Origin of the sequence: Myxococcus xanthus (assembly GCF_013116825.1) — a bacterium.
In the GTDB taxonomy this organism is placed as follows: Bacteria; Myxococcota; Myxococcia; order Myxococcales; family Myxococcaceae; genus Myxococcus; species Myxococcus xanthus_B.
On sequence record NZ_JABFNS010000002.1, the window covers coordinates 96,409 to 123,398 of the forward strand.

The following is a 26,990-nucleotide window of genomic DNA, read 5'->3' on the forward strand; positions in this document are numbered from 1 at the left end:
GCACACGCCTGAGCGCACGGCCTCGGTGGCGGAACGGCCGCCGAGGTCCGCGCCTACGCCTGCGGCAGCGCGCAGTGGCTCAAATCCCTCAGCACCTTCTTGGCCTCGGAGATGAGGTCCTGGCCACTGGCGCCCTGTGGCGCGCGGGCGATGAGCTTCATGTCCGGGGTGAGGCGGTAGACGCCCTTGGAGCGTTGGACCAGCCCCGCCACCTTGGGGCCATCCAGCAGCGCGTCCGCGCCCAGCGTCACCACCAGCCGGGTGGTGCCCACCTCCAGCCCGCGCAGGCGCAGGTCGCGCATGTCGATTTTCAGCAGCGTCAGCTCGGACAGGTGGTCCACCTCGTCGGGGGCTTCGCCGTAGCGGTCCACCAGCTCGGCGCGCAGGTCCGTGACTTCGTCCGGGTGGCTGGCCTGGCTGAAGCGCTTGTAGAAGACGAGCCGCTGGTGGACGTCGCTGACGTAGTCGTCCGGGATGAGCGCCGGCATGGGCAGCGTGACGTCCGGCTCGATTTGCACCTTGGGCGGCTGGCCCTGCATCTCCGCGACGGCTTCCTCCAGGAGCTGCGCGTACATGTCGAAGCCAATCTCTGCGATGGCGCCCGACTGCTTGTCGCCCAGCAGGTTGCCCGCGCCGCGAATCTCCAGGTCATGGCTGGCGATGGAGAAGCCCGCGCCCAGCTCGGTGAAGTTCTGGAGCACCTCCAGGCGCCGCTGCGCGTCCTTCGTCACCGCGCGCCGTGACGGCACCAGCAGGTACGCATACGCGCGCTCCTTGGACCGGCCCACGCGGCCACGGAGCTGGTAGAGCTGCGCCAGGCCGAACTGGTCCGCCCGGTTCACAATCATCGTGTTGGCGCTGGAGATGTCGATGCCGCTCTCGATGATGCTGGTGCACAGCAGCACCTGATACTTCTTCTCCGTGAAGCCGAGCATCACCTTCTCCAACTGCCCTTCGCCCATCTGCCCGTGCGCCACGCCGATGCTGACCTGGGGAACCAGCGCGCGCAGCTGCGTCTCGATGGAGGGCAGCGACTCCACGCGGTTGTGGACGAAGAACACCTGTCCGCCGCGCGCCACCTCGCGCTCAATCGCCTCCTTCACCACCGTGTCCTCGTACTTCATCACGAAGGTGCGGATGGCCCGGCGGTCCTGCGGCGGCGTGGCGATGATGCTCATGTCGCGCACGCCCGACATGCTCATGTGCAGCGTGCGGGGGATGGGCGTGGCCGTCAGCGTGAGCACGTCAATCTGGGAGCGCCACTTCTTCAGCGACTCCTTCTGCTTCACGCCGAAGCGCTGCTCCTCGTCGACAATCATCAGGCCCAGTTCCTTGAAGGCCACCTCGCCGCCCAGCAGCTTGTGCGTGCCGATGAGGATGTCGACCTTGCCCTCCTTGGCGCGTTTGAGGATTTCCCGCACCTCCGGCGCCTTCTTCATCCCGGAGATGACCTCCACCGTGACGGGGTAGTCCGCGAAGCGCTTCTTGAAGGACAGGAAGTGCTGCTGCGCCAGCACCGTGGTGGGCACCAGCACCGCCACCTGCTTGCGGTCCAGCGCGGCCTTGAAGGCGGCCCGCATGGCCACCTCCGTCTTGCCGTAGCCGACGTCGCCGCAGACGAGCCGGTCCATGGGCTCCGGCTTCTGCATGTCCGCCAGCACGTCCTCAATCGCCTTGGCCTGGTCCGGCGTCTCCTCGAACTCGAAGTCCGCTTCGAACTGGGCGAAGTACCGGTCCGGCGCGCTGAAGGCATGGCCGGGGTGCGCCTTGCGCGCGGCGGCAATCTGGAGGAGCTCCGCCGCCATCTTGAGCAGCTGCTCCTTGACGCGCTTCTTCGTCTTCTCCCAGCTCGTGGTGCCCAGCTTGTCCAGCTGCACCTGCGTGGGGTCGCCGCCGGAGAACTTCTGGATGAGCCGCATGCGGCCCACCGGCAGGTAGATTTTGTCCCGGCCCGCGTACTCCAGGACGAGGAAGTCCCCGGGCACGCCGTTGACCTCCATCTTCGTCAGGCCCGCATAGCGGCCGATACCGAAGTCGGTATGGACGATGAGGTCGCCTTCCTTCAGGTCCCCGAAGCCGGAGCCGAACGCGTCCAGCTTCTTGCTGCGCTTGGGACGCCGGCGCGCGCGGGCGCCGAAAATCTCCTCGTCCGCCAGCACCGCGAGCCCGCCCGGCCCATCCACGAAGCCGTGGCTCACCTCGCCCGTGAAGAGGTGCGCGCGGATGGACGGCTCGTACAGCGCCACCGCGTCTTCCAGCGGCTCCGTGTGGACCTTCACCACCACGTTGCGGTCCATCAGCAGCCGCTTCAGCCGGTCCGCCTGGCTCAGCGTGCCGCACGCCACCACGCAGGCCACGCGCAGCTCGCGCCAGCGCTCCAGCCGCTCCACCAGCGGGGACAGCGCGCCCTCTTCACCGTGGTGCGCCAGGATGGCCTCGCGCAGGTCCTGGGTGCCGCCGAAGCTGAAGTGCACCGGCGGGCGCTCCGTCTGCGCCAGCGACAGGCCACCGCCTTCCAGCACGCGGAAGGACTGCAGCCGCTGGTTCACGTCCTCACGGGAGAGGAAGTGCTCCAGCGGCGGACAGATGAGCTCCTGCCGGGCCTCGGCCGCGCCGTGCGAGCGCTCCAACTCCTCCCACAGCGTGTCCGCCGCGCGGTCCTGGCCCAGCGGGTCGTCCAGGTAGATGACGGGCGCCTCGGGGCTCCAATCGCGCAGGAAGTCGAACAGCGTGGACAGCCCGCCCTCGAAGAAGCCGGGCAGCAGGCCCTCCATCCCGAAGCCGGGCAGGCCTTCGCGCAGGGCGTCCAGGTGCTCGCGCAGCTTGATGGTGGGCAGGTTGATGCGGTCGGCCACCGCGCGGGCGGCGGACTCGGCGCGCGGGCGCGTCTCGTCGGTGAGCAGCACCTCGCGCGCGGGGACCAGGTCCACTTCCTTCAGCGCGTCCACCGTGCGCTGGGACTGCGGGTCGAAGGCGCGGATGGATTCGATGGTGTCGCCGAAGAACTCCAGGCGGACCGGCTTGTCGTAGAGGGGGCTGAAGACGTCCAGCAGGTCGCCGCGCACGCTGAACGTGCCCACGTCCTCCACCAAGGGGCTGTTCTGGTAGCCCATGCGCACCAGCCGGCGCGCCAGCGAGTCCCGGTCGAAGTCCTGCCCCACGGCCACCCGCGCGGCCAGCGCGCGCATCACCGCCAGCGGCAGCACCTTGCGGTGCAGCGCGCGCACCGACAACACCAGCGCGGGGAAGCGCGTGCCCTGCCCCAGATGGAAGAGGGCGCCCAGCCGCTCCGTGACGGCCGCGGCGTCGGGAGACACCTCGTCGTAGGGCAGCACCTCGTCCGCGGGCAGCCGCAGCACGCGCGGCGCCAACAGGCTGCCCTGGCCGCCCAGGAAGAAGGACAGGTCGGCGGCGAGCGCGTCGGCGGCTTCCTCGTCCACCGCCACGCAGACCAGCGGCGCTCTCAGCGCGCCATGCAGGCGGGCGAGCACATGCCCGCGCGCCGCCCCCTTGAGCCCTTGCGTCCGGACGCGCTGCCCCGCCCGAAGTCCGTCAACCACCTGGGCGAAGGGGTCGCCCGCCGCGCCGCCGTCCTGCGTCTGTGTGATGGAAGTGTCCATGAGTGGACCCTGAGGGCCCCAGGGTAATTAGGAGTCTCACCCTGTCAGGTCAACGACGGAGCGCTTCGGCTGTCGAGCGAAACAGGAGAAATCGGAAGCTCTGGTTAGCTCGGGCACTGTTCAGCCACCCCGGGGACCGGTTGGCCCCGCCCCCTGTTGCGGGGTTAGGGTGGCTCACAACGGCAGCATCGGGGGCCACGCCGACATGTCATCTGGCCGTGGAATCAACAGGTGCCAGGGCACCGAAGGGGACGAACCTCTTTCCGAGGCGGTGGTCGTCTTGCGGAGCGTGCGCTCCGCGGTCGGCGGCATCGTCGACTTCGAGTGTGTCTCCGCCAACGTGCAGGCGGAGCGCTGGCTCGGCGGAGAAGAAGGCAGCCTGGTGCACAACCGGCTGTTGGAGGAAGCGCCGTGGGCGTGGGACGGCGGCCTCTTCAGTGCGTGTGTCCGCGTGGTGACACGCCGCGCGCCAGAAATCGCGCGGGTGTCCCGGCAGTCGCCCATGGGCACCGTGTGGCTCCTGGCGCGCGTATCCCCGTATGACGACGGCGTGGTGCTCTTCCTGGAGGACCTCACCGAGCGCATGGCCGCGGAAGAAGCCCTGCGGCGCGACCATGACCTGCTGCACGCCGTCATCGAGAGCGCCACCGACGCCATCTACGTGAAGGACGTGTCGGGCCGGTACATCCTCATCAACCCCGCCACCGCGAGCGCCTTCCACCGGGCCCCGCGCGAAATCCTGGGCCGCACGGACGCGGAGCTGCTGGGCGCGGACCGGGCCGCGCCGACGCTGGCGCACGACCGCGAGGTGATGAGCTCCGGGCACACGGCCACGTACGAAGGGGCGGAAGGCGGCCCGGGGACGGACCGCATCTGGCACACGACGAAGGGCGTGCTTCGCCGCGGAGACGGCACCGTGTACGGCCTGTTCGCCATCTGCCGGGACGTCACCGCGCGGCGGCGCCAGGAGCTGGAGCGCGAGGAGGAGGCGCGCTTCCAGGAGCGCTTCATCGGCGTGCTGGGCCACGACCTGGGCAATCCACTGGCCGCGGTGCGGCTGTCCTCCGCGGCCCTCCTGGCCAGGGACACGCTGCCCCCGGAGGTGCGGCGCGTGGTGGCTCGCATCGACGGGAGCGCCGAGCGGATGGCGCGGCTGGTGAAGCAGCTGCTCGACTTCACGCGCGCCCGCATGGCGGGTGGCATCCCGCTGCGTCCCCACGAGGTGTGCATGGAGGACGTGTGCCGGCGCATCATCTCCGAACTGGAGCCCGCGCATCCGGAGTGCTGCGTCCGGCTGGAGGTGGACGGCGAGTCACGCGGCATCTGGGACGAGGAGCGCCTGGGACAGGTGCTGTCGAACCTGCTGGGCAACGCGCTTCAACACAGTCCGGAGGGGAGCGCGGTGCGGGTGCGGCTGGCGGCGAAGGACTCGCTCTTCCAGCGCGTGGAGGTCCACAACGGTGGGCCGCCCATCCCCGAGTCGTTGCGCCCGCGGCTCTTCTCGCCGTTCCACGGGGTGTCCCCCGCGCCGGGGCAGCCGAAGCCGAAGCACCAGGGCCTGGGGTTGGGGCTCTACATCGTGTCGCAAATCGTCACGGCGCACGGAGGCTGGCTGGACGTGGCGTCGTCGGCGGACACGGGGACCTGCTTCTCGGTGACGCTGCCTCGCGTCACCCGGCCGCTGGGCGGGCCGCCAGGCAAGACTGCCTGAGGCCCGGCCCGTGGCCTGCTGCTAGCGCTGGCCGAACTTCACGGCGGCCTGCAGGCGGATGACGTCCGTCAGCGCGCCCGGGTCCACCAGCTCCATCGCCGCCTGCTGGGACAGGCCGGCGTAGCGGCGCTTGCGGTACTCCTCCTCGTCCTCCTCACCGCCGCCCTTGTCGCCCTTGTCGTCACCGCCGCCCTTCCCGTCATCCGGGCGGAGGGACAGCGACTGCGCCGGGGACAGCCCCTTCTCGATGTGCACCGACGAGAGCGCGTCCGCGCGCAGGGAGGTGAACAGGCTGGCCATGGAGAGGCAGAAGACGACGGCGACGGTGAGGTTCTTCATGGGGGGGCTCCGTTTCTCTTGCGGGGGATGACGCGCGGCTTCGAACAGAAATTCAAGGGGCCGTCGGCGCCTTCATGGTGCGGATGTGTCCCACGAGTGCGTCAATCTGCGCTGGGGTAAGCTTGTCCTTGAAGGGCTTCATCTTGCTGTTCCGCGGATCGCCGTCAGCAATCACCCTGCGGATGTCGGCGTCCGTCCGGGACTGCTGCCAGGCGGGCCGGCTCATGTCGCCGATGGACTCCTTCTGGCCCATCTTCGTCTGCGCCTTGCCGTCATCGCCGTGACACACGGTGCACTTCGCCTTCCACATGTCGGCCACGGCGTCCGCGTGGGCGCCGGTGGCTCCACCCAGGCTCAGGACCAGGACCAGTCGCTTCATCATCGTCGGGGGCTCCTCGCGGACGGCACGCCGGGCCCTGGGCCCGGGCCCCGAGCATACGCCGAAGGAGCCCGTTCGCACGCGCGACGGCGGCGGTGCGGACGCCGCCTACTGGCAGCCCGCCGTGGAGGCGTGCTTGTCACAATCCACGGGGCGTACGGCCGCCGTCAGGCCATCCGCCTGGAATACCAGCTCCGGTTTCCAGTCCGGCGCTTCGAGCGTCCCCCGGTTGCGCCGGAGGACGAGCCGCCCCTCCGGGGGCAGCGGGTCGTTCTGCTGGCACACCTTTCCGCCGGGCGCCGGCGGAGCCACGACGGGCGCGCCGGGGCCGGGGTCGCTCAGCCAGCACAGGCCCACCAACGGGGCCACGTCGAGCTTCGGCGGGATGACCAGCTCCGGCCCCAGCTCCGCGCATTCGCAGCCGCCCACGCCGCAGGCGTTCTCCTCGCACGCGGGGATGGGACACACCGAGCCCCAGGCGTCACTGCATGCCAGGGCCTCCCAGCGCATGCGCGTCACCTGGACGCCCTGCTCATCCATGACGCGCGTTCCCAGCCGCACGGGCTGGTGGGTCGCGCGTGCTTTCTGACGGGCCTCTTGCATCATCAGCACCAACTCGCGCTGCGCGGCGCTGAGTCGCTGGCGCTCCGTCATGCCCTGGAAGCTGGACACGGAGAGGGTGGCGAAGATGCCAATCAGGGCCACCACGACCATCACCTCCAGCAGCGTCATGCCTCGGTTGCGTGGCCCCATGTCAGCCCCCCGTTCCCACGAACGCGAAGTTGCGAGGCGCCAGGCGGATGACGCTGTGCCGGCGCTTGTAGCCATCCCGCGGGTTGCCGTCGTCGTCTCGCGCTCCGGGCGCTTCGTTCCCGGTCAGCTCGGCGCGCTGCGAGCGCGCGGTGATGGACAGCTCCACCACGCGAATGTGGCGCATCAGCTCGTCACCCGCGCTGCCCGGGCCGCGGTCCGGCGGAACGGGCACGCCTGGGTCCCAGGCCCAGGCGATGTGCGCGGCGCAGGTGGCCTGGGTGCAGGTGGCCAGCGAGGGGCGCCCGGTCTCCGCGTCCGGGAAGAAGCGCACGGGGGCGCCGGGGAGCGCGTTGGGGGCATTCACGCCCAGCCGGACCTGCAACTGCTCGATGTCCTGGGACACCGCGGTGTAGGCCGCGGGCCCTATGGGCCCATCCGCGTCCATCTCCAGCACGGGCGTGCCGCCGGGCCAGTTCACCCGGTAGCTGCGGCTGGTGAGCGGGAGCAGGTACATGCCTCCTTCGCGCGGTTCCCGTGTGCCGAGCCATGGCGACTCGGGAAGCGCCACGGCATCGGGATGGCAGTTGCCGTCGGCGGGCGCGGGCCGGCCTGGGATGGCGGGCGTCCACTCCACGCCTTCCGCCTCGAGGTCCGTCACCTGTCCCACGCAGGCCCAGCCCCGCTCGTCCTCCGTGCCCGGGAACACCACGGCGATGACCGCATTGTCCAGGAAGGCGGGCGGCGGGCCTCCGACGCACAGCGTGTCCTCGAACCAGGCCGCGGTCGCCGGCAAGGGACACTGCTCCAGCAGCACCATGCGCGCCGGGTCCGTCTCCCAGACCTCCAGGGCATCCGACAGCAGCGCGGCGTTGGGGGGCGGGACGAAGGAGGCGTCATCCGGGAAGGTGGCCCGGGGCCGGGCCCACACGGCGTAGAACAGGTTCGCTTCGCCGGAGGGGAGCCGGCCGCCGGTGAGGGAGACGCTGCCAATGCCAGCGCCCGCCCGCTGCACGCCGAACGCCATCAGGTCACGCGCGGCCCGGCCCTTGTTCTGTGTCTCCATGAGGCGCTCCTCCAGGAGGCCCCGGCGCTGGAGGTGGACGCTCACGCCAATGGCGGCGGCGAGCACCACCATGGACATCGATGCGGCCACCATCAGCTCGATGAGCGTGAAGCCGCGCGGCGTCGTCGAACGAAGTCGCTTCATGGCGCCATCCGGGTCTGCAGGGCCACCGCGCGGCGGGGCGCACCGGGCTCTTCCATCCAGCTCACGGTGACGCGGACGTTGACGACCTGGTGCAGGGCCAGGTTGCTGGCGTGGGGGAGCGGGATGGCGCGGCTCAGCGCGGGCTCGCCTGTCTCGGCGCCCTCGAAGGGTGGGTCCACGTCCAGCGTCAGCGTGTAGGCCATTTGCGGCGTCGCGCCCGGAAGGGGCGGCGCCTCCGCCATGCGGCCATTGGCGGACCACCACACGTCGCGCCTCGTGTTGTCGAGCTGCTTGATGTTGACGCAGGGGTCGTTCAGCGGCTCGCCCACGCAGCGGAGGTTGACCACGCGCTCCAGTTCCTGTTCGGCGATGAGGCTCGCCTGGCTCAGGTTGTTGTTGCGGCGGTTGTGACGGGACGCGGTGCCCAGCGTGAGCATGATGCCCAGGATGCCGAGCATGAGCACGGCGGCGGTGGCGATGGTCTCCAGGATGCTGAGGCCGCGCGGATGGGCGTGGAGCCTGCGCCGGTTCATGGCACCACCTCCTGGACGCGTGAGCCGGACTGCACGTCCCAGATGAGGACCCGGGAGCTGCTTCGCGGCGACTCCGAGGTGGGGTTGTTGTACGTCCCGCTTCCCAGCGCGCGCACCTGTCCGTTCTTCACGATGAGCAGGTGATTGTCATAGAGCACGGGCGCGTGCGTGCCGTGGCCGTCGATGGGGGTGTCGTTGCCCGCGAGCGCATTGCCCGAGGTGCTGTAGGCGTAGACCCTGCCGCTGGTGGTGCTGTCCAGGTCGCAGGCGCTGGCGGCGCGGCCCACGGCGCTGGTGGTGAAGACGCCATCCTGGGTGGTGGAGACGCCGCCCCAGACGACCTGGCCCTCGCCCAGCTCGCGTGTCCATGAGAGGTGCGCGGGGCAGTTGGCGCCTGGACGCGTGGCGGGCACCGGGTCGCGGTCCTCGAAGGCCATCAGGTGATAGCGGGGCCGCGGGTTGGCGGTGTCGTCCGGCTCGTTGGCGATGTCCGGGTTGTTGGCGGTGCCGAAGTACAGCCGTACCCGGCGGGAGCCGCTGTCAGGCACCACCGACGCGGAGATGGTGGAGTAGATGCGCTGGCTGGTGGGGTTGCGGATGCCGGGCACGGCCTGCGCGTCCGCGACGACACAGGAGGCCAGCACCTTGCCCAGCGGCGTGTTCGTCCCGGTGTTCGAGTAGGTGGGGTTGATGCGGTAGATCTTCCCCGAGGTGGATGGGACGTAGATGACGTCGACGTTGCCGTCGCCATTCACGTCCAGCGGGATGGGCTCTCCGCCGATGCCTTCATTCACATCCGCGGTGGTGCCCAGCGTGACGACGCCCGCCAGCCGCGCCTTCGCGCTGTTGCCCGTCACCTGCGCGGGCAGGCCCGTCTTGAGGTCCATCAGGTAGACGGTGCCCACCGTGCCGGACTCAGGCGAATAGTCCGTGCCGAACATGGACACCCACTTCTTGCCGCCCGCCTGGCCGAAGTCCATGCGCACCAGAGAGGGTGCATGGCGCGAACCGCGTGTGTCGGGCTTGGGCGTGGCGCCGGTGAAGAGCGCCGGCAGCGGGTTGCAGCCGTTGCCGGTGCTGGTGCACGGAATGCCCGCTGACGTGAAGCGGTCCCGCTTCATGTCGAACTCCCACAGGGGCGTGGGGTAGCTCGGGTCCGTGGGGTTGGTGACGTCGAGCGCGAAGAAGATGCTCTGCTTGGGGCCCGTGGCGCTGGCCAGCACCGTCTTCGCGCCCTCGTTCCGGGCGGGGCGGGGGCGCCAGGCCTCGTCGGTCTCCCGAGGGTCGTGGCCGGTGTCCGGGCGGTAGTCGTCGCTCCGCAGGTCCACGTCCGCCACGGAGGGCGTGGCGTCCATCGTGGCGCGCTCGGTGGAGTACGCGTCGTTGGCGCGGCGGTAGTTCTCCACGTAGTAGGGCAGCATCTTGAAGGGCAGGTAGGCGAACAGCTCGTTGCCCGCGCCGTAGTCCTGGCCACTGGCGCAGCTGCCGGCGCGGCCGAAGTAGCCTTGGTACTCCACGCGGCCTGGCGTGCAGGGGTCATCCCCCGTGCGGAAGTAGCCCGTGCCCAGCGCGTGGAGGTACCCCTGCGTGGTGCCCACGTACGTCACCGTGGGGCGGCCCGTGTTGGCCGCGCTGAAGTTCTCCGTGAACTTCCGGCGCTCCGCGTCCAGGTTGCGGCCTTCGAGCAGCCACGCCGGCACGTTGGGCGGCCCGATGACGGCCGCCGTGGACAGGTTGACGCCGCCCAGCGGCCAGGTCCGCATCCGGTTGCGGATGACCGGGGACTGGCGGTCCTCCCAGCCGTAGAGCCAGTCGCGCAGCGCCACGCGGTCATCCGCGGTGCAGCCGTTGCGGCCGTCCAGGTCATACAAGTAGACGCTGCCGTTGCGGCGGGTGCAGTAGGTGTCGGGGAAGACGGGGCTGGTGGTGTTGGTGCGCGCCATCAGGTCCTTCACGTCGATGGCCTGCTGGTTCACCGGATTGAGCGTGACGAGCCTGCGCGTGTCGAGCGGCTCGCCGGGACGGGTCTCCAGCGTGCGCATCAGGTCGCGCATCCACTTGCCGGAGTCCCAGACCTCCTGGGTGGGCTCATAGGGCGCCAGCGTTGCGGGCTCGTAGAGCTTCTTCAGGTAGATGTGGCCCCGGTCGATGGTGTCCGGACGGTGGTCGTAGGTGCGGATGGAGACCTGGTCCACGCCTCCGTCCGCGACCCAGGCGCGCCCGGGCGTTTCATAGACGCCGTGGATGACGGCGTTGGCCATGGGGATGAGCGACGCGCGGCCGTATTCACCGCTGCGCTGCGCTTTGTAGGAGACGTTGATGTTGTGGATGGTGGGCTGGCAGGACTCACCCGGGCTCTCCAGCACCGCGCGCCAGCACAACTGTGTTCCCACGCGGCCCTGCTCCAGGAAGTCCTGCAGGACGGCCGTCTCATTGCGCACGCCACCGTCACTGTCCGGGATGGGGACCCGGAGCCAGTTCGGATTGTCGTTGAGGACGTACGTGGGATTGGAGGTGTTGCAGGGCTCCTGGCAGACCTTGCAGTCCAGCGCCACCTCATAGCGGATGTCCGGCCTGCGCTGGCCCGTGCCGCCGTCCGGCAGCTTGACGGAGAGCGAGCAGGGCGCGACGCCGCCGCCATCCGCCGCGTAGTAGGGCTGGTCCTCCACGGTGAACGTCACCTCGGTGATGGTGAAGTCCAGGGAGATGTCCGGAGAGATGTCCGACACCACGTCGGAGCGGTAGGAGCCGTTGTTCTGTTTGTTGATGAGGATGACGATGTCGCTGTACGTGCGGTCGCCGCCCGCGTTCTGGTCTTCCCATCCCAGAATCCAGACCAGGGGGTTGTCACGCGGCGCGCCCACAATCGTGTGCGCCGCGCGGCGGTTCACGGAGGGGACATCCTGCGTCTGGTCGAACGGGAAGACGACGCCGCCATAGGCCGGGTCGTTCTCCAGCCGGGGGTACACCATGGGATTCAGCCAGTCAGTGCGGAGGTTCTTCTGTCTCACCACGAGCGGGTCGCTGCCCTGGTGCAGGTCCATGTTGAGCGGCGTCTTGGTGAAGAAGACGTTGATGTCGCCGTGCATCCACAGGTCGCACTGCACCTGGCGCCCATCCATCGTCGGACGGGTGATGAAGCACGAGTCCGTGGCCGGGCCGTACACCTGCTCCACGTAGGTGACGAGGAAGAAGACGATTTCACGCCGGCCCGCGAGTCGTCCCATGGGGACGACCTGGTCCTCGGCCTTGGTGATGGCGGCGGTCGTGCTCTTGCCGGTGATGAGGCGGCCCGCGCTGTCGAACGCGCTGGCCTTGTAGTCAGGGATGCCGTCCGCCTCACCGGATTTGTCCCAGGCCGTGCCGGTGCGCATGAACTGGCCGGCGGCGTCGAGCGTCCAGCCCTGCCGCGGCGCGAAGCACTCCGCCGATTCCGATTCGTGGCACGACGTCTCGTCGTCGTCCGTGGAGAGGAAGACGAGGTTGCCGATGCCTCTGTTCCCGTTGAGGGCATGGCGGGGCTCCAGCAGGTTGGGGATGTGTGGGAACAAGCCCTGGTCGCTGAAGTACGTGTCGATGATGCCGGAGGTGACAGCGCTCGGCCTCAGGTTGTCGCGTCCGTGGTACGGGTCATACACGAGCAGGTCTGCCGTGAAATCGCGCACCGCGCGGCCCACCACGCCGCCAGTCGAGGGCCGGTTGGGGTAGTCCGCGCGCCCTTGCCACCTTCGAGGGCCCGTCCCGGCGGTGTAGTGGCTGCCGGCGTTGCACGGGCCCATCAGCAGGTCGGGCTCTCGCAGCGTCACCGTCCCCGCGTCGCCCCAGCGCCGGTGGATGAACGTCTGGTTGGGACAGCGGGGTGCCACGCCGATGTAGCGCGCGGGGTTGAGGTTGTAGAGGTCCTCGTGGAAGTCGGGCACGCCGTTGTTGTTCTTGTCCAGCAGCCGGTCGTCATCGGAGTTCTCTCGCGTGCCGTTGTCGTCGATGTACTCGGCGTCGATGAGCTCGTCGTAATAGAACCAGCCCAGCGTGCTGGAGGCGCCGCTGCCCGCGCGGTCATCGACGATGAGCGCGGTGAGCTCCTGCTCGAAGGGCAGGATGATTTTCTCCGGGTCCAGGACGTTGAGGTTGGTGTTGAGCCGCAGCTTGGGCGGGTTGTCATCCGTGACGATGATGGCGCTGGGGATGCCCGCGTCCCTGCTGAAGTCGGGTTGCTTGTCCTGGTCCGTGGTGTCGATGCACAGCGCGAGGCTGCTGGCGCCGCCATCCGTGCCGCCACTGCCCGTGCCGCCGCCGGGACTTTGGGCGAGCACGGCTCCCGCGGCGGCCACGGCCACCGCGGCCATCCAGGTTCGAGTCCAGCGCATGATGTCCCCCCTGGCGGCCGGTGCTTCAGGGCCGCCCGATTCAGGTGCAACGGATTGCGGTCGAAGGCTTGGGAATCAGAATGTCGGAAGGCCGCTGCTGGAGGTGCCGGTGCCCCGGCAGCCCATCTTCGTGCCGTAGCTGCACGCGAGCCCTCCCCGGGTGCTGCTGTGCTCCAGGAGTGAGCGGACGATGGTGCGGTAGGGGAGGCCCGGGCCCGGGGGTTGGACCTCGCCCACCGACACCAGCCAGATGCGGCCGTTGGCGTCCGCGTTGCGGTCGGCGTCGTCGTCGTCCTCCACGACGAAGACGCGGAAGGAGACGCTGCGCGCCTCCGGGTAGGCGCGGATGGGCTCGCCCGCCGCGTCGTTGATTTCGACGGAGGCGCCCGGCACGGTGTCGTCGATGGCCGTGCCACGCGCCAGCGTGTACGGCGTCTGGGGAATGAGTTCGCGCCAGGGCACGCCGCCCGTGGCGACGTCGGGCAGGCCCTGCTCGGCCACGACCTGCAGGCGCTGCAGGACGTCCTGGCTGTAGCTGCCAATGCCTCCCGCGACGGGGTTGTTCATCATCGCCAGGACGACGGCGCGCCCTTCGGCCATGCCCGCCTCGGCGGCGAAGAGGGCCTCTCGCGAGCGGCGCTCATGGGATTGGAGCGTGCTCTCCGTGGTCACCGCGCGGAGGGACACGAGCACGCCCGCGGTGACGAGCGCGATGAGGCCCAGCGCCAGCAGCAGGGTGAATCCTCTCCGCGCGCCAGAGGCGTGTGCGGACTTGCGGGTCGGATGACAGCGCACCGGGGACTCCTTGCCCTGAAGGGCAGCAGGGAAGCGCAGGTGTCTGTCTCAGCAATCCTCAGGCCCGCGCTCGCGGTGCAGCCATGTCAATGCATCCAGCCGCTTGGCCAAGGCCCTGGGTAAAGCCTGACACGGAGTCACACGACACGGATTGCGGACCTCGCAAAACTTGCGAGTCAGCGACAAAGTGGGACGGGCCGTGAGGCTCATCCCAGAGGGCAGGACGTGTGATGGCCCCGTGACAGTCTCACGGGGCGCCGTGTCTCAGCCGCGCCCGCGAGGCCAGAACGTCACGTCGCGTTCCGGCGCGTTCAACCAGACGGACTTGAGGAAACGCACGGCGTTGCGGTCCGCGGTGTCATGCCGGCTGGTGAAGACATGCGCCGTGCCCACCAGCAGCAGCACCGCCAGGGCTGCCCCCAGCGCGGGCGCCGCGGGCCACGTCTGGCCGGGCTTCCGCGCCAGGCTGACGAAGACCCAGGCGGCGGTGCCCAGCAGCAGCCCCGCCAGCACCCCGCCCGTCAGTCCCGCCGGCAGCCCCAGGAAGGTCAGCACGCCGGGCGGGAAGTAGCCCGCGCGCAGTAGCGGCAGCGCCAGGGCGCCCACGGCGTTGGAGACGTCATCGGGGATGTAGTTGATGAAGGTGGCCACGCCGGTGGCGACGATGGACACCGCGCACAGGAGCGCGGCCACGCCCAGGGCCCACGCGCCCTGGCCGGCCGCGCGCAGGCGCTCCAGGAGGAGGCCGGCGGGCAGCAGGAGGAAGGGCACCAGGCCGGTGAGGTGGCGCGGCCCCGTCGTCCAGCCCCACGAGTCGTAGGAGAACGACGAGGTGAAGTACGTGTAGCCCAGGAGCAGGGCCAGGCTCAGCCACGCCAGCGCACGGGCCTCCGGCGACTGGCTCCGGCGGCGCCACACGAGCACCAGTCCCGGCAGCGCCAGCAGGAGGAAGGGCGCCAGGGTGAACAGGCCCCGCAGCGGGGAGAAGAAGGACAGGGCGAAGGCGCGCGGGTCCGGCGTGCGGATGCCCAGGAAGCCGCCCAGGTGCCAGGGCTGGTAGCCCGCGTCGTTGAGGTACTTGTAGCCGCTCGTCAGCGGGTGGCCGAACGTCACCTGGTGGTAGGCCATCAGCGCCACCAGGAAGGGCAGGGCGCCCAGCGTGGCCAGCCCCGCGGCCCGGCCCAGGCGCGCCCAGCGAACACGCGCGGGCGCGTCCTGGAAGGCGATGGTGAGCACCGCGTACAACACCAGTCCGAGCACGCCCAGCGCGCCGGTGTACTCGGCGGCCACGGTGGCGCCCGCGAAGGCTCCCGCCAGGACGTAGCCCCGCTCGCGCCATTCGCCACGCGCGCAGCGCCACAGCGCGTAGAAGCTGGCGAAGAGCAGCACCGCCGTCGTCTGGTGGCTCATGAAGAGCAGCGAGTAGCTGAAGGCCAGCGAGCCCAGCCCATACGTCACCGTGAGCGCGTCCGCGACGAGCGGCTCCAGGGTCGCGCGCAGGTAGCGGCGCACCAGCCATAGCAGGCCCAGCGTGGGCAGCACGGTGAGCAACAGGCGCGAGAAGAAGACCAGGGGGACTTCCGGCACGGCATGCCGGTGGCCGCCGCCCACCGCGCGCAGCACGGCGTAGATGGGCACGGCGGTGAACGACAGCAGCGGCGCCTTGCTGGGGTAGTACTTCCCGTCCTTCAAGGACAGGTCACCGACCTTGCCGTAGTCGTGCAGGGCCTGGTTGATGTGCAGGGTGCCGTACTCCACCAGCGCGCGCGTCTGCCACAGCCGGCACAGCTCGTTGGGCGAGCGCAGGCCCGGGTGGTACGGGAACAGCAACACGTACAGCGCCGCCAGGGCGGCCCATACGGCGCGCGGCGCGCCTCGGGACGGCAGGGACTGGCGCTCGGGAGTGGGGGCCGTGGTGGGCTCCAGGGGCGCGTCGGCGGGCAAGGGCGTGGAGTTCATGGCGGCGGGGCCCTGCTCTCGGGCGAGGCCGCCTCGGAAGGCGGCTGCGATTCAATGGACGGCCGGGGTGTCACGCGTGGCGGCGGTGCCTCACGCGTCGCCCCCGGTGGCGCGGGCCACGGCGAAGAGGCTCATGCCCACCGGCAGCTTCACGTGCGACTCCGCCCGCGCAATCAGGGGCGCCAGCGTGTCGTAGAGCTTGAGCTGGAGCTTGGGCACCGAGCGGCGGCGCAGCAGGCGGCTGTTGACGAACCATCCCGGCAGGCCGGCCAGGTTCATCCACTCCAGGGTCTCCACCTGGAAGCCGTTCTCCTCCAGCACCGCGCGCAGCGTGGACGGCGTGTAGCGGCGGTAGTGGCCCACGGCCTCGTCGATGGCGCCGAAGAGCTGCTGGAGCGCGGGCACCAGGATGACCACCCGGCCCCCGGGCGCCAGAATCTGCTTGAAGCGCCGGACGGCGGACGCGTCATCCGGGATGTGCTCCAGCACGTTGGAGAGGACGATGGTGTCCAGCCGCTCCGTCTTGAGCGACTCCCAGTCCGCCAGGGCCACGTCGGACAGGTACGGCCGGATGTGCGGCTTGCCGCGGAAGAGGTTCTTCAGGCGGTCCACGTAGAAGCGGTCCACCTCCAGCGCGATGAGCAGCTCCAGGCCCGACTCCAGCTCGCGGGTAATCGTGCCGATGCCGGCGCCAATCTCCAACACCCGGCGGCCCAGGTGCTCGCGGAAGCGGCGGCCCAGCCACTGGTTGTAGTGGACGGCGCCGTCCATGCGCTCCAGCGTGGTGTAGCCCTCGTGCTGGTTGTCCGCGTCGTCGCGCACCGTGGCGTAGCGGACCAGCGTCTTGAGCCGGGACAGGTGCGCCGCGGGCGTCCGGCGAGGCACCGCGCCAGGGGGCAGCGTCACCTCGGTGAGGCGGAACAACTGCGCGGCCAGCTTCACCACCAGCTCCGCGTCCACCGCGTCGTCGTCGCTGGTGAGCGTGACGGAGCGCAGCGCGTCGGTGCGGAAGGCGCGCAGACCGGTGAGCGGGTCCGTCAGCGGCACGTCGGTGACGAAGCGGGTGACGTGCCCCAGGGCCCGGTCCGCCAGCAGCTCCGGCGCCAGCCCCTGCGCCGTGCGCAGGCCGAAGACGGCGTCCGCGGTGTCCGCCTGGATGGGGCGCACCAGCGCGTCATAGACGTCCTGCGAATACGAGGTGTCCGGATCCTGCAGCACCGTCACCGCGCCCGACACCTTCTCCAGCGCGGCGCGGATGGCCGCGCCCTTGCCACCCGGCACCGAGAGGACGTGCACGTTGGGCGAGGAGGCGGCGTCGACGGAGCCCTCTCCAGCGAGGACGACCTCCGCGCCGGGAGGTAACGCCTGGGCGAAGCGGGAAGCGGCAGCCGCGGTGTCGGGCGAGAAGGGGAGGACGAAGGAAAGCGGTGGCGTCACGCCGGGCTGACTAGCACAGGCGGCTCGGCCATGCGCGTCAGTGCCCGCGAAGAAGCGTGGATGGAGGGCATCCAGCCGACCGCGGAACAATGGACAACCCCGCGGGGACACGGCACGCTCGTCGCGGTCCCCAAGCGTGTGGGTGTAGGTCGGCGGAGTGCCGCGGGCCGTGGAGTCGCTCTGGAGACGGCAGGGAGACGTGACGTGGATGGAACCGGTTTCGACCCGGCCGGCGGCGCTGGTGGCCTGACGCCCGCGGGCCTCATGCAGTATGTGCGCGCGGTGTGGCGCCGCAAGTGGGTCGTCCTTGGCGTGGCGGTGGTGGTGGCGGCGCTCACGGCCGCCCACACGTTGCGCCAGCCCAAGGTGTACTCGGCCAGTGCCTCGCTCATCATCGACGTGATGGCGCCTCGCTTCCTGGATGGGGAAGTGAAGGAGGTGATGGGCGAGGAGCGCAGCAACTACTGGTTCAACAAGGAGTACTACGCCACCCAGAGTCAAATCATCACCTCGCGCGCGGTGGCGGGCCGGGTGGTGGACAAGCTGGGCCTGTCCACGGACGCGGACTTCCTGGGCCTGGCGCACATCACCGACGAGAAGACGCGCCTGCAGGCGATGCAGGGCGCGGACGCGGTGGCGCTGGTCCAGTCGCGCATCCGGGTGATTCCCGCGAGGGACTCGCGGGTGATGAACATCGCGGTGGATGACTTCGACGCCAAACGCGCCGCGCTGCTGGCCAACGAGGTGGCCGCCGCGTACATGGCGGAGAACCTGGCCCTCAAGCTCCGGACGACGGAGGACGCGCGCGACTGGTTGGAGATTCGTCTGGCCGAGCTGGAGTCTCAGTCCAAGTCGAGCGAGCTGGCCGTCTACGACTTCAAGAAGGACGCGGACATGCTGTCCACGTCGCTCGAGTCGAGGATGAGCATCGTCAGTGAGCGCATCAACAGCTTCAACCTGAAGCTGACCGAGGTGCGCATCCAGATTGCCGCTCAGCAGGCGCGAGTGGAGGCCATCCACCGGCTGCGCAAGGCGTCTCCGGAGGATGAGACGTGGGCGGAGGCGCTGTCGGGCGCCTCGGACGGCCCCATCCAGGACCTGCGGCGCAGCTACACCGAGCTGCGCATGACGTGCGCGGAGCTGGGCGAGCGCTACCTGGCCGAGCACCCGAAGCTCCTGGAGTGCAACCGCAAGCTGTCGGTGGTGCGCGAGGACTTCCTCAAGAGCCTGAGCAACGTGGTGCGCAGCGCGGAGACGTCGCTGGCGGAGTCGGTGGCGCAGGAGAAGAACCTGGTGCGCCTGCTGGACGCGGAGAAGTCGGAGGCCTTCCTGGTGAACAAGAAGGCCATCGAGTTCGACCGGCTCAAGCGCGACTCGGACAACAACCAGCGCCTCTACGAACTGGTGGCCAGGCGCCTGAAGGACATCGAGCTGTCGGGCATGCTGCGCACCAGCAACGTGCGCGTGCTGGACCCGGCGCGGCCCATCCTGGTGCCGGTGAAGCCTCACGTGCGCCGCAACCTGGCGGTGGGGCTGGTGCTGGGATTGCTGGCGGGCCTGGGCGTGGTGCTGCTGTTGGAGCTCCTGGAGAACAGCGTGGCCACGCAGGCGGACGTGGAGGAGCGGCTGGGGCTGGCCTTCCTGGGCGTGATGCCGCGGCTGGACGGCAGCAAGGCGCCGCGCGAGCGGGACCTGCATGTCCACCGCGAACCCAAGTCGACAGCGGCGGAGTGCTGCCGCGCCATCCGCACCAACCTGCTGTTCATGTCGCCGGACAACCCGTTCAAGACGCTGGTGGTGACGTCCAGCGGGCCGCAGGAAGGCAAGTCCACCACCTGCATCAACCTGGGCGTGGCCATGGCCCAGAGCGGCAACCGGGTGCTGCTGCTGGACACGGACATGCGCCGGCCGCGCCTGCACCGCGCCTTCGGAGTTCCCAACGAGCTGGGCATCTCCTCGCTGGTGGTGGGTGAGGGCACGCTGGACGCGGCGGTGAAGAGCACCGAGGTGCCCGGCCTCTTCGTGCTGCCGTGCGGACCGCTGCCGCCCAATCCGGCGGAGCTGCTGCACACCCAGGCCTTCACGGACCTGCTGAAGGCCGCCTCCGAGCGCTTCGACCGCGTCATCCTGGACAGCCCGCCCATCAACGCGGTGGCGGACGCGGCGGTGCTGGCCACGAAGTGCGACGGCGTGGTGCTGGTGCTGAAGGCGGCCAAGACGAACCGCGAGTCGGCGCGGCGTGCGCTGCGCTCGCTGGCGGACGTGCAGGCGCGCATGTACGGCGCCATCCTCAACGACGTGGACCTGTCGGCGCCGCGCTACGGTGACTCGTATCTGGGCTACCAGGGCTACGGGCAGTACGCGGAAGACTCCAAGGATGGGGTGGCGCAGTCGTGAACGCGCCATCAGCGGGCGCGGGCTTGCGGGTGCTGCACCTGGGCAAGTTCTATCCTCCCGCGTCGGGGGGCATGGAAGCCCACGTGCAGACGCTGGCGCGCGCCCAGGCGGCGCTCGGCGCGCAGGTGGAGGTGCTGTGCGCCAACCATGCCGCGGACGGCGCGGGCACCAGCCACGAGTTCCAGGGCCGCAGCCCCACGTGTGAGGCGTGGGACGGACCGGTGCGCGTGACGCGCCTGGGCCGGCTGGCCTCCGTCGCGCGCATGGACGCGATGCCGGACCTGCCGCGCATGCTGGGACGCGCGTTGTCGCGGGGCGTGGACATCGTGCACCTGCACACGCCCAACCCGACCTGGGTGCTGGCGCTGGACGTGGCGCGCCGGCTGCCTCCCGTCTTCATCACCCACCACAGTGACGTCATCCGGCAGAGGGTGGCGGGCGCGCTCTTCAAGCCCTTCGAGGCGCTGCTCTACGCGCGGGCCCGGCGCGTGCTGGCCACCAGCGAGGCCTATGTCTCGGGCTCACCGCTGCTGCGCGCCTTTCGCGACAAGGTGCGGGCGCTGCCGTTGGGGCTCGACCTGGCGCCGTACCTCCATCCCTGCGCCGCCGCGCGTGAGGCGGAGGCCCACTGGCGGGCGCAGGCCGCGGGCGCGCCGCTGTGGCTCATGGTGGGGCGGCTCGTCTACTACAAGGGCCTGTTCACCGCGCTGGAGGCCCTGCGCCGGGTGCCGGGGCGGCTGGTGGTGGTGGGGCAGGGGCCGCTGGAGGCGGAGGCTCGACGCCGGGCGCGCGCGCTGGGCGTCGCGGACCGGGTGACGTGGGCGGGCTATCTGCCTCCGGATTCGCTGGTCGGCGCGCTGCACGCGGCCACCGCGCTCTGGTTCTGTGGCAATGCCCGCAGCGAGGCGTATGGGTTGTCTCAGGTGGAGGCCATGGCCAGCGGGCTGCCCGTGCTGAACACGGCGATTCCGCACTCGGGCGTCGCGTGGGTGAGCCTGCATGAGCAGACGGGGCTGACGGTGCCGGTCGGCGACGCGGAGGCCCTGGCGGCGGCGGCGCGGCGACTCCTGGAGGAGCCCGGGTTGGCGCAGCGGCTGGGGCGCGAGGCCCGGGAGCGGGCCGTGGCGGAGTTCCGGCATGACGTCATGGCCTGGCGCAGCCTGTCCCTGTACTCGGAGGCGCTGGGCCGGCCCGCGCCGGTGATGGCGCCCGACGTGGCGCTGCTGCGCTTGACGGGGAGCGTATGAGCCATCCCCTGCGCGTGCTGCACATCTCCAGCGGCAACCTCTACGGTGGCATCGAGACGCTGCTACACACGATGGCGCGCGAGCGGGACCTTCGTCCGTCGCTGTCACACGCCTTCGCGCTCTGCTTCGAGGGCCGGTTGGCTCGGGAGCTGCGCGACGCGGGCGTGGAGGTGCGTGTGCTGGGGCCCGCGAAGACAGGCCGGCCCTGGTCCGTGTGGCGCGCGCGGAGCGTCCTGCGCGAGCTGCTGCGCGGCGGGCGCTACGACGTCGTCATCTGCCACGCCATCTGGCCTCAGGCCCTGTTCGGGCCCGTGGTGCGCACCGCTGGTGTTCCCCTGGCCTTCTTCCAGCACGACGCACTGACGGGCCAGCACTGGCTGGAGCGGTGGGCGCGCGTCACGCCGCCCGACCTGGTGCTGACCAACAGCCGCTTCGCCGCGGGCACGCTGGTGTCCGTCTATCCCCAGGTGCCTTGGCGCGTGACGCACTGTCCGCTGCCCATGCCACCGCCGGCGCTGGGGGCGTCCGAGCGCGCGCGCGTGCGCTCGGAACTGGGGGCCTCCGAAGGGGACGTCGTCATCTTCCACGCCAGCCGGATGCAGGAGGGGAAGGGGCAGCGCTTGTTGCTGGAGGCGCTGGGCCGGTTGCGAGCGGTGCCGGGCTGGCGCGTCTGGTTCGCTGGCAGCGCTCAGCGTCCGGACGAGGAAGCCTATCTGGAGGGGCTGCGGGCGCAGGCGAAGCACCTGGGGATCGAAGGGCGGCTGCGACTCCTGGGGCAGCGCTCGGACGTGTCGCGGCTGCTGCGCGCCGCGGACATCCACTGCCAACCCAACTCGAGGCCGGACGCGTTTGGTCTGGTCTTCGTGGAGGCGCTCCAGGCGGGCCTGCCCGTGGTGACCACGCCGATGGGGGGCGCGCTGGAAATCGTGGATGCCTCCTGCGGGGTGTTCGTCCGCCCGGAGCCGGAGTCACTGGCCCTGGCCCTGGGGCGGCTCATCGAGGACCCCCAGACGCGCGTCCGGTTGGGCGCGGCGGGGCCCGCGCGTGCCGCGGCGCTGAGTGATGCGGGAGGCTTCCTTCGCGGCATGGAGGAGGCGCTGCGCGCGCTGTCCAGGCAGGAGGTGCCGGTGTGAGGGCGCCCCAGCTTCAGGGCCCCGGCGTGCTGAAGCGCCGGTACGTGCGCCGCGCACCGGGGGCCGCGCTGGAGGCGGTCTCGGAGGGGGGCTCGCCCACCGCGCCCGTCGCGCGAGGTGCGCGCATGGGCGGCGGCCTGCTGGCGTCGAGCCGCCTGGTGCCGCTCTTCGTCGGTCTGCTCATCTGCTGCCAGCTCGCGCTGCTGGTGGAGGCCATCGCGCCGCTCCGCGTGGCGGTGCGCGTGCTGGCCTTCGGCGTCAGTCTGGTGCTGCTGGCGCTGGTGCGGGGACGGAGTCTGAAGCACCCGGCGCTTCCCTTCATCCTGGCCGCGCTGGGCATCACCGCGCTCCAGCTCTTCAACCCTGGCACTGGTGCCCCGCTGGCGGCGCTGGCGCAGTTGGGCATCCAGCTCGCCATCGCCGCGCCACTGCTGTGGGTGACCCGGCTGGCCATCGACCCGAAGACGTTCCGTCGCACGCTCGCGCTGCTCTTCTTCTTCAACGCGGCCAGCGCGGGCGTGGGCGTGCTGCAGGTCTACTTCCCCGGCCGTTTCCAGCCCGCGCTGTCCGCCGCGGTGCAGGGCCAGGGCGAAGGTTATGTGAGCAGCCTCCAGTTCGAGACCTCGGACGGCGTGCGCGTGTTCCGTCCCATGGGCCTGACGGACATTCCGGGCGGCGCGTCCACTGGCGGCTTCTACGCGGTGCTGCTGGGGGGCGGCTTCCTGCTGTCATCCCGTCGCGGGCTGACGCGCGTGTTGAGCGTGGGCGGCATCCTGGTGGGGCTCTTCGGCATCTACCTGTCGCAGGTGCGCGCCACCGCCGTCATGCTGGTGGTGTGTCTGGTGGCCCTGGCGGCGGTGCTCCTGGTGAGTGGCCGCGTGGGACGGTTCCTGGCCCTGCTGGCGGTGATGGGCACCGCGGGTGTGGCCACCTTCGGTTGGGCCGTGGCGGTGGGCGGCGACGCGGTGCTGAGTCGCTGGTCCACGCTCTTCGCGGCCAGCCCCGACGAGGTGTACCACAACAACCGCGGCTACTTCCTGACGGGGACCTTCGCGGACGTGCTGCCTGAGTATCCGCTGGGCGCGGGCCTGGGCCGCTACGGCATGACGAATGCCTACTTTGGCGACAACAGCGACCGCGAGCGCCCGCCGTTGTGGGCGGAGATCCAGTGGACCGCCTGGGTCTACGACGGCGGCATCCTGGGCGTGTTGTTCTACCCGCTGGGCGTGCTGATGTCGTTGCTGTGGGCCTTCCAGGTCGCGCGCAGCCGTGACGGTCCGGAGGACGAGTTCTGGCTGTGGGGCAGCGTCCTCTTCGCGTACAACCTGGGCGCCTTCGCGCTCACCTTCAGCTATCCGTTCTTCATGAGCCAGACGGGCATGGAGTTCTGGTTGCTCAACGCGGCGCTCTTCGGCGCCCTGGCCCATGCGAAGACCGTACACCCTCATCGCCGGTGACTTCGTGGACACCGGAGGCATGGACCGGGCCAACCTGGCGCTGGCGCTCTGGCTGGCGAAGCAGGGGCACCCCGTCCGGTTGGTGGCCCACCGCGTGGCGGAGGTCCTCCTGCGTCATCCCAATGTGCGCTTCGTGCGAGTGCCCAAGCCCGCCAATGCGTACCTGCTGGGCGAACCGCTGCTGAGCGCGGTGGGCCGGGCCTGGGCGCTGCGCACCCGCGCCGAGGGAGGCCGCGTGGTGGCCAACGGGGGCAACTGCCCGGTGGCGTCCGCCAACTGGGTCCACTACGTCCACGGCGCCTATGCCTCCGAGCCCAGCGGCGGCGTGCTGCGCCAGCTCAAGGGCCACGTGAGCCACCGGTACTACGTGCGTTCGGAGCGGCAGGCCCTGCGGCGCGCGCGCGTCATCATCGCCAACTCGGAGCGCACGCGGGAGGATGTGGTGGCGGCCACGGGCGTTCCCGCATCCCGGGTGCGCGTCATCTATCTCGGTGGGGATGCGGAGCGCTTCCGCCCGGTAACCGCCGAGGCGCGGCGTGAGGTCCGCGCATCCCTGGGGTGGCCGGAGGCCCGGCCCGTGGCGCTCTTCGTGGGCGCGTTGGGCGACCGCCGCAAGGGCTTCGACACCCTCTTCCAGGCGTGGCTGCGGCTGTGCGCGCGTGCGGATTGGGGCGTGGACCTCAAGGTCGTGGGCTCGGGCGCGCAGCGGGACGCGTGGGAGCGCGAAGCCGCGGACAGAGGACTGGGTGAGCGCATCCAGTTCCTCGGCTTCCGTGACGACGTGGCGCGCTTGCTGTCGGCGGCGGACGTGCTGGTGTCTCCCACGCGGTATGACGCATATGGGCTGAACGTCCACGAGGCGCTATGTGCCGGGCTGCCTGCGTTGGTGAGCCGCTCGGCGGGCGTGGCGGAGCGCTACCCGGAGGCGCTGTCGGGCCTGCTGCTGGACGCGCCGGATGACGTGGCCGCGTTGGTGCGGCGCCTGGAGGATTGGCGCCAGCACGCCGCGGCCTGGGCGCCTCATGTGGCCGCGCTGTCGGAGACGCTCCGGGCGCAGACCTGGGACTCCATGGCGGAGGCCATCGTGGACACGGTGGAGCGCGAGGGCTGAGGCGCCTGCTTCGTCAGCCGCGCCGCTCCAGGACCTCGGTGAAGAAGTCCAGGTGTGCCTTCGCCACCACCGGCCACGAGAAGTGGGTGACGGCGCGCTCTCGGCCCCGTGTGGCCAGCTCTTCTCTGCGCTGGGGACTCTCCAGCAGGTTGGCGATCGCCTGCGTCCAGGCGGACACGGACGCCTCCGGCAGCACGATGCCCGCGTCGTCCATGGTGCGCGGGACTTCGCCCGAGTCACTGCCGAGCACGGGCACGCCACACGCGAAGCCCTCCGCCAACATGCGGCCGAACTGCTCCCGCCATTGGCGCGTCGTCTGACTGGGAGCGCACAGCATGTCCATGGCGTTGAGCGCGCGTGGCACGCCTGAGTGGGGCACTCCGGTGAGGACTCGCACCGATTGAGGGTGCCGGGCCGCCCAGTCACGCAACGCGCCTTCCATCGGGCCCCCGCCGACGAAGAGCGCGCGCCACGGGGTGTCGAGCGCGTCGAGCGCAGCCATCAGGAGGGGCACGCCCTTCTCCGGGACGAAGCGGCCGAGAAACCCCACCACGGGGGGGCCTGATGTCTCCCACCCGAGCTCGCGCCGCAAGGACTCGCCCGCGGCGCGATTGGGTTGGAACAGGTCCGCGTCCACGCCCATGGGAATGGCGCGCGCGGGACGCTCCGCATAGCCGGGACGGGTGAGGAGGTTGTCCCTCACGGTTTCACCCCAGGCCACCCAGCCCGAAGCGCGCTGGACGACGAAGCGCTCCGCCTGGGCGAAGGGCGGCGGGTAACGCTTGGACAGGTTCTGCGCGGTGCTGAAGACGAGCGGGACGCGACGCGGCGTGAGCAATGCCGCCTCCAGGCCGGCCAGCACATAGGGCTCTTCCCACACGTGCACCAGGTCCGCGCCGCGCGCGAGGTGCGCATGCAACTCCGGACCGTAGAGGAAGGTGTGGAGCGAGCGGCTGAAGAAGGCGCGCACGCCTTCCGTCCTGGCGGCCTCGTCCGCTTCGAGCCGCAGGGCGAGCGGGCTCAGGTCGCCGTGGAAGAAGCGGGGTGCCACCGTGGTGACATCCCATGCACCCGCGCCCACGCGCATCATCTCGTTGGCGAGGCGCCGGTTGAGGCCGACGACGTAGGAGTGAGAGAGGGTGATGAGCCGGCGTGACTGCTTCAAGGGATGGGGGCTCCACGGCTTTCAGATGGGGGATTGCTCCGCACGAGCGTGCGGTACAGGGTGAGCACCTCGCTCGCGTAGCGTTCGCGCGAGAAGTTCGCCGCCGCGGTGAGTCGCGCGGCCGTGCCCAGCCGGGCTCGCAGGGCTGCGTCCTCCAACAGCGTTCGCATCGCCTGGACCAGCGCGTGCACGTTGCCTGGAGGTATCAGCAGCGCGTCCGTGCCATTCGTGAGTGCCTCCGCCGCGCCGCTCGCGCTGGAGACGATGGCGGGCCGCCCGCAGGCGAGCGCCTCCGCGATGGTGAGGCCAAAGGGCTCCCGGCGGGTGCTGGCGTGAACGAAGACGTCCAGGGCCCGGTACACAGAGGCTGGATGGGGCTGGAAGGGCACCAGCCCCACGCGCTCCGCCAGGCCGCGTGCGGTGATGAGCCGGCGCAGTTCATCCTCGGAGAACTGCGAGCCGGGCGTCTGATACAGCGGCGCGCCCACCAGGTAGAAGCGCACGGGCAGGGCGGGGTACAGGCGCGTCAGCGTCGCCGCGGCTTCGAGGAAGACGTCCTGGCCTTTCCAGCGGGCATAGGTGGCCACCAGCCCCACGCGGAGCGTGCCCTCGGGGGCTGCGGGTAGACCGGCCAGCCGGTCCAGTTGCGCGCCGTCCGCGGGGCCGGGGGAGAAGCGCGTGGTGTCCACGCCGTTGTAGATGACGTGCACGGGCACTCGGAACAGCACCTCGCGCGTGTCGTCGCCCACCGCTCGCGAGTTGGCGATGGCCGCCGATGCGAGGGGCGACAGCAGCCTCAGCGCGCGGCGGACCAGGGGCCGCTCGCCCAGGAAGTCGTGGACGTGCCACACCCGCTTCAAGGGCAGGCCCGCGGTGGCGGCGCTGAGCAGGTGCGTCTTGATGCCGTTGGAATGCACCAGGTCGGGGCTGATGTCGGCGACTTCCCGGCGGAGCGCGCGTCCATGGCCCACCAGCAGCCCGGAGGTGGGCGCCAGCCGGCGGGCGAAGCGCAGCGCCTCCAGCGGACCGTGGCCTCTCAATGCGGAGTCGCCCAGCGCGGACAGGTGCTCTGGCAATGGCAGCAGCCGCGCATCCACGCCCAATGCGCGCGCTTCGTCGAGCAGCGGCCCCGCGGTTCCGGCCAGCAAGTGGAGCGACAGCGTTGAGTCCTGCTGCTTCAGGCACGCCATCAGGTCCAAGAGCGCGCGCTCGGCTCCACCAAGAATGCCCACGGGATTGAGGAAGAGGAGGCGCACGGCGGGTGGACCGAAGCAAACACCTCACCTCGGGTCAAGGCACGTTGCTGGGGCTTGAGGCACCGGCAACGTCCCCGCGCACTGTGTTCGCGCGATGACCTTGGGCATGTCCGTATCGCCAAGG

Annotated in this window: 18 protein-coding genes; 6 read left to right on the plus strand and 12 right to left on the minus strand. The window is 70.5% G+C overall.

The annotated features are described in order from the left end of the window. Window positions 1-53: 53 nt before the first annotated feature. Complete coding sequence (mfd, locus tag HNV26_RS01170) at window positions 54-3,620, minus strand: transcription-repair coupling factor (protein ID WP_171439394.1); 3,567 nt, start codon at window positions 3,618-3,620, stop codon at window positions 54-56. A 271-nt stretch (window positions 3,621-3,891) separates the two neighbouring features. On the opposite strand from mfd, the gene HNV26_RS01175 reads away from it, so the two are divergent. Further along, a complete protein-coding gene (locus HNV26_RS01175) occupies window positions 3,892-5,331 on the plus strand; it encodes a sensor histidine kinase (protein WP_171439395.1) in 1,440 nt (479 codons plus the stop codon). 21 nt (window positions 5,332-5,352) lie between these two features. On the opposite strand, the gene HNV26_RS01180 is transcribed toward HNV26_RS01175, so the two are convergent. From HNV26_RS01180 to HNV26_RS01220, 9 genes are all read right to left on the minus strand, one after another. Next, window positions 5,353-5,670: a hypothetical protein gene (locus tag HNV26_RS01180; RefSeq protein ID WP_090485148.1), complete on the minus strand. Its 318-nt coding sequence runs from the start codon at window positions 5,668-5,670 to the stop codon at window positions 5,353-5,355. Window positions 5,671-5,722: 52 nt separating this feature from the next. Beyond that, the gene (locus HNV26_RS01185) at window positions 5,723-6,052 is read right to left on the minus strand and encodes a c-type cytochrome (RefSeq protein WP_171439396.1); all 330 of its coding nucleotides are present in this window, start codon (window positions 6,050-6,052) and stop codon (window positions 5,723-5,725) included. Window positions 6,053-6,157: 105 nt separating this feature from the next. Beyond that, window positions 6,158-6,802, minus strand: a complete 645-nt coding sequence (locus tag HNV26_RS01190) for a pilus assembly FimT family protein (RefSeq protein WP_171439397.1) — start codon at window positions 6,800-6,802, stop codon at window positions 6,158-6,160. Window position 6,803: 1 nt separating this feature from the next. Further along, window positions 6,804-8,009: a PilW family protein gene (locus HNV26_RS01195; RefSeq protein ID WP_171439398.1), complete on the minus strand. Its 1,206-nt coding sequence runs from the start codon at window positions 8,007-8,009 to the stop codon at window positions 6,804-6,806. Then, window positions 8,006-8,542: a type IV pilus modification PilV family protein gene (locus tag HNV26_RS01200; RefSeq protein WP_171439399.1), complete on the minus strand. Its 537-nt coding sequence runs from the start codon at window positions 8,540-8,542 to the stop codon at window positions 8,006-8,008. Before HNV26_RS01200 ends, HNV26_RS01195 begins: the two co-directional genes overlap by 4 nt. Next, window positions 8,539-12,909 (minus strand): pilus assembly protein, encoded by a 4,371-nt coding sequence (locus HNV26_RS01205; RefSeq protein WP_171439400.1) that lies wholly within the window; start codon window positions 12,907-12,909, stop codon window positions 8,539-8,541. The genes HNV26_RS01200 and HNV26_RS01205 overlap by 4 nt, the downstream gene beginning before the upstream one ends. Before the next feature lie 75 nt (window positions 12,910-12,984). Further along, window positions 12,985-13,704 carry a hypothetical protein gene (locus HNV26_RS01210; protein WP_171439401.1) on the minus strand — a complete coding sequence of 240 codons (720 nt, stop codon included), beginning with the start codon at window positions 13,702-13,704 and terminating at the stop codon, window positions 12,985-12,987. A 264-nt stretch (window positions 13,705-13,968) separates the two neighbouring features. Then, window positions 13,969-15,663 carry a glycosyltransferase family protein gene (locus tag HNV26_RS01215; protein ID WP_171439402.1) on the minus strand — a complete coding sequence of 565 codons (1,695 nt, stop codon included), beginning with the start codon at window positions 15,661-15,663 and terminating at the stop codon, window positions 13,969-13,971. Window positions 15,664-15,753: 90 nt separating this feature from the next. Continuing rightward, a complete protein-coding gene (locus HNV26_RS01220; RefSeq protein ID WP_171439403.1) occupies window positions 15,754-17,100 on the minus strand; it encodes a methyltransferase domain-containing protein in 1,347 nt (448 codons plus the stop codon). Between the two features lie 204 nt (window positions 17,101-17,304). Between HNV26_RS01220 and HNV26_RS01225 the strand changes: the two genes are divergently transcribed. From HNV26_RS01225 to HNV26_RS01245, 5 genes are read left to right on the plus strand one after another with little or no spacing between them, the layout of a single operon-like run. Next, on the plus strand, window positions 17,305-19,497 hold the full coding sequence (locus tag HNV26_RS01225; RefSeq protein ID WP_171439404.1) for a GumC family protein: 2,193 nt from the start codon (window positions 17,305-17,307) through the stop codon (window positions 19,495-19,497). Next, window positions 19,494-20,744: a glycosyltransferase gene (locus HNV26_RS01230; protein WP_171439405.1), complete on the plus strand. Its 1,251-nt coding sequence runs from the start codon at window positions 19,494-19,496 to the stop codon at window positions 20,742-20,744. Before HNV26_RS01225 ends, HNV26_RS01230 begins: the two co-directional genes overlap by 4 nt. Beyond that, a complete protein-coding gene (locus HNV26_RS01235; RefSeq protein WP_171439406.1) occupies window positions 20,741-21,877 on the plus strand; it encodes a glycosyltransferase family 4 protein in 1,137 nt (378 codons plus the stop codon). Before HNV26_RS01230 ends, HNV26_RS01235 begins: the two co-directional genes overlap by 4 nt. Continuing rightward, window positions 21,874-23,334: an O-antigen ligase family protein gene (locus HNV26_RS01240; protein ID WP_171439407.1), complete on the plus strand. Its 1,461-nt coding sequence runs from the start codon at window positions 21,874-21,876 to the stop codon at window positions 23,332-23,334. The genes HNV26_RS01235 and HNV26_RS01240 overlap by 4 nt, the downstream gene beginning before the upstream one ends. After that, window positions 23,303-24,445: a glycosyltransferase family 4 protein gene (locus tag HNV26_RS01245; protein WP_171439408.1), complete on the plus strand. Its 1,143-nt coding sequence runs from the start codon at window positions 23,303-23,305 to the stop codon at window positions 24,443-24,445. The genes HNV26_RS01240 and HNV26_RS01245 overlap by 32 nt, the downstream gene beginning before the upstream one ends. Window positions 24,446-24,458: 13 nt before the next feature. On the opposite strand, the gene HNV26_RS01250 is transcribed toward HNV26_RS01245, so the two are convergent. Continuing rightward, the gene (locus tag HNV26_RS01250) at window positions 24,459-25,610 is read right to left on the minus strand and encodes a glycosyltransferase family 4 protein (RefSeq protein WP_171439409.1); all 1,152 of its coding nucleotides are present in this window, start codon (window positions 25,608-25,610) and stop codon (window positions 24,459-24,461) included. Beyond that, a complete protein-coding gene (locus tag HNV26_RS01255; RefSeq protein ID WP_171439410.1) occupies window positions 25,607-26,866 on the minus strand; it encodes a glycosyltransferase family 4 protein in 1,260 nt (419 codons plus the stop codon). The genes HNV26_RS01250 and HNV26_RS01255 overlap by 4 nt, the downstream gene beginning before the upstream one ends. Between the last annotated feature and the right edge of the window lie 124 nt (window positions 26,867-26,990).

What these genes read in the sequence shown, in the direction of transcription:
- mfd (WP_171439394.1), bottom strand. Translation starts at nt 3,620, where the DNA reads ATGGACACTTCCATCACACAGACGCAGGACGGCGGCGCGGCGGGCGAC.
- HNV26_RS01195 (WP_171439398.1), bottom strand. Translation starts at nt 8,009, where the DNA reads ATGAAGCGACTTCGTTCGACGACGCCGCGCGGCTTCACGCTCATCGAG.
- HNV26_RS01180 (WP_090485148.1), bottom strand. Translation starts at nt 5,670, where the DNA reads ATGAAGAACCTCACCGTCGCCGTCGTCTTCTGCCTCTCCATGGCCAGC.
- HNV26_RS01190 (WP_171439397.1), bottom strand. Translation starts at nt 6,802, where the DNA reads ATGGGGCCACGCAACCGAGGCATGACGCTGCTGGAGGTGATGGTCGTG.
- HNV26_RS01235 (WP_171439406.1), top strand. Translation starts at nt 20,741, where the DNA reads ATGAGCCATCCCCTGCGCGTGCTGCACATCTCCAGCGGCAACCTCTAC.
- HNV26_RS01205 (WP_171439400.1), bottom strand. Translation starts at nt 12,909, where the DNA reads ATGCGCTGGACTCGAACCTGGATGGCCGCGGTGGCCGTGGCCGCCGCG.
- HNV26_RS01200 (WP_171439399.1), bottom strand. Translation starts at nt 8,542, where the DNA reads ATGAACCGGCGCAGGCTCCACGCCCATCCGCGCGGCCTCAGCATCCTG.
- HNV26_RS01245 (WP_171439408.1), top strand. Translation starts at nt 23,303, where the DNA reads ATGCGAAGACCGTACACCCTCATCGCCGGTGACTTCGTGGACACCGGA.
- HNV26_RS01215 (WP_171439402.1), bottom strand. Translation starts at nt 15,663, where the DNA reads ATGAACTCCACGCCCTTGCCCGCCGACGCGCCCCTGGAGCCCACCACG.
- HNV26_RS01185 (WP_171439396.1), bottom strand. Translation starts at nt 6,052, where the DNA reads ATGATGAAGCGACTGGTCCTGGTCCTGAGCCTGGGTGGAGCCACCGGC.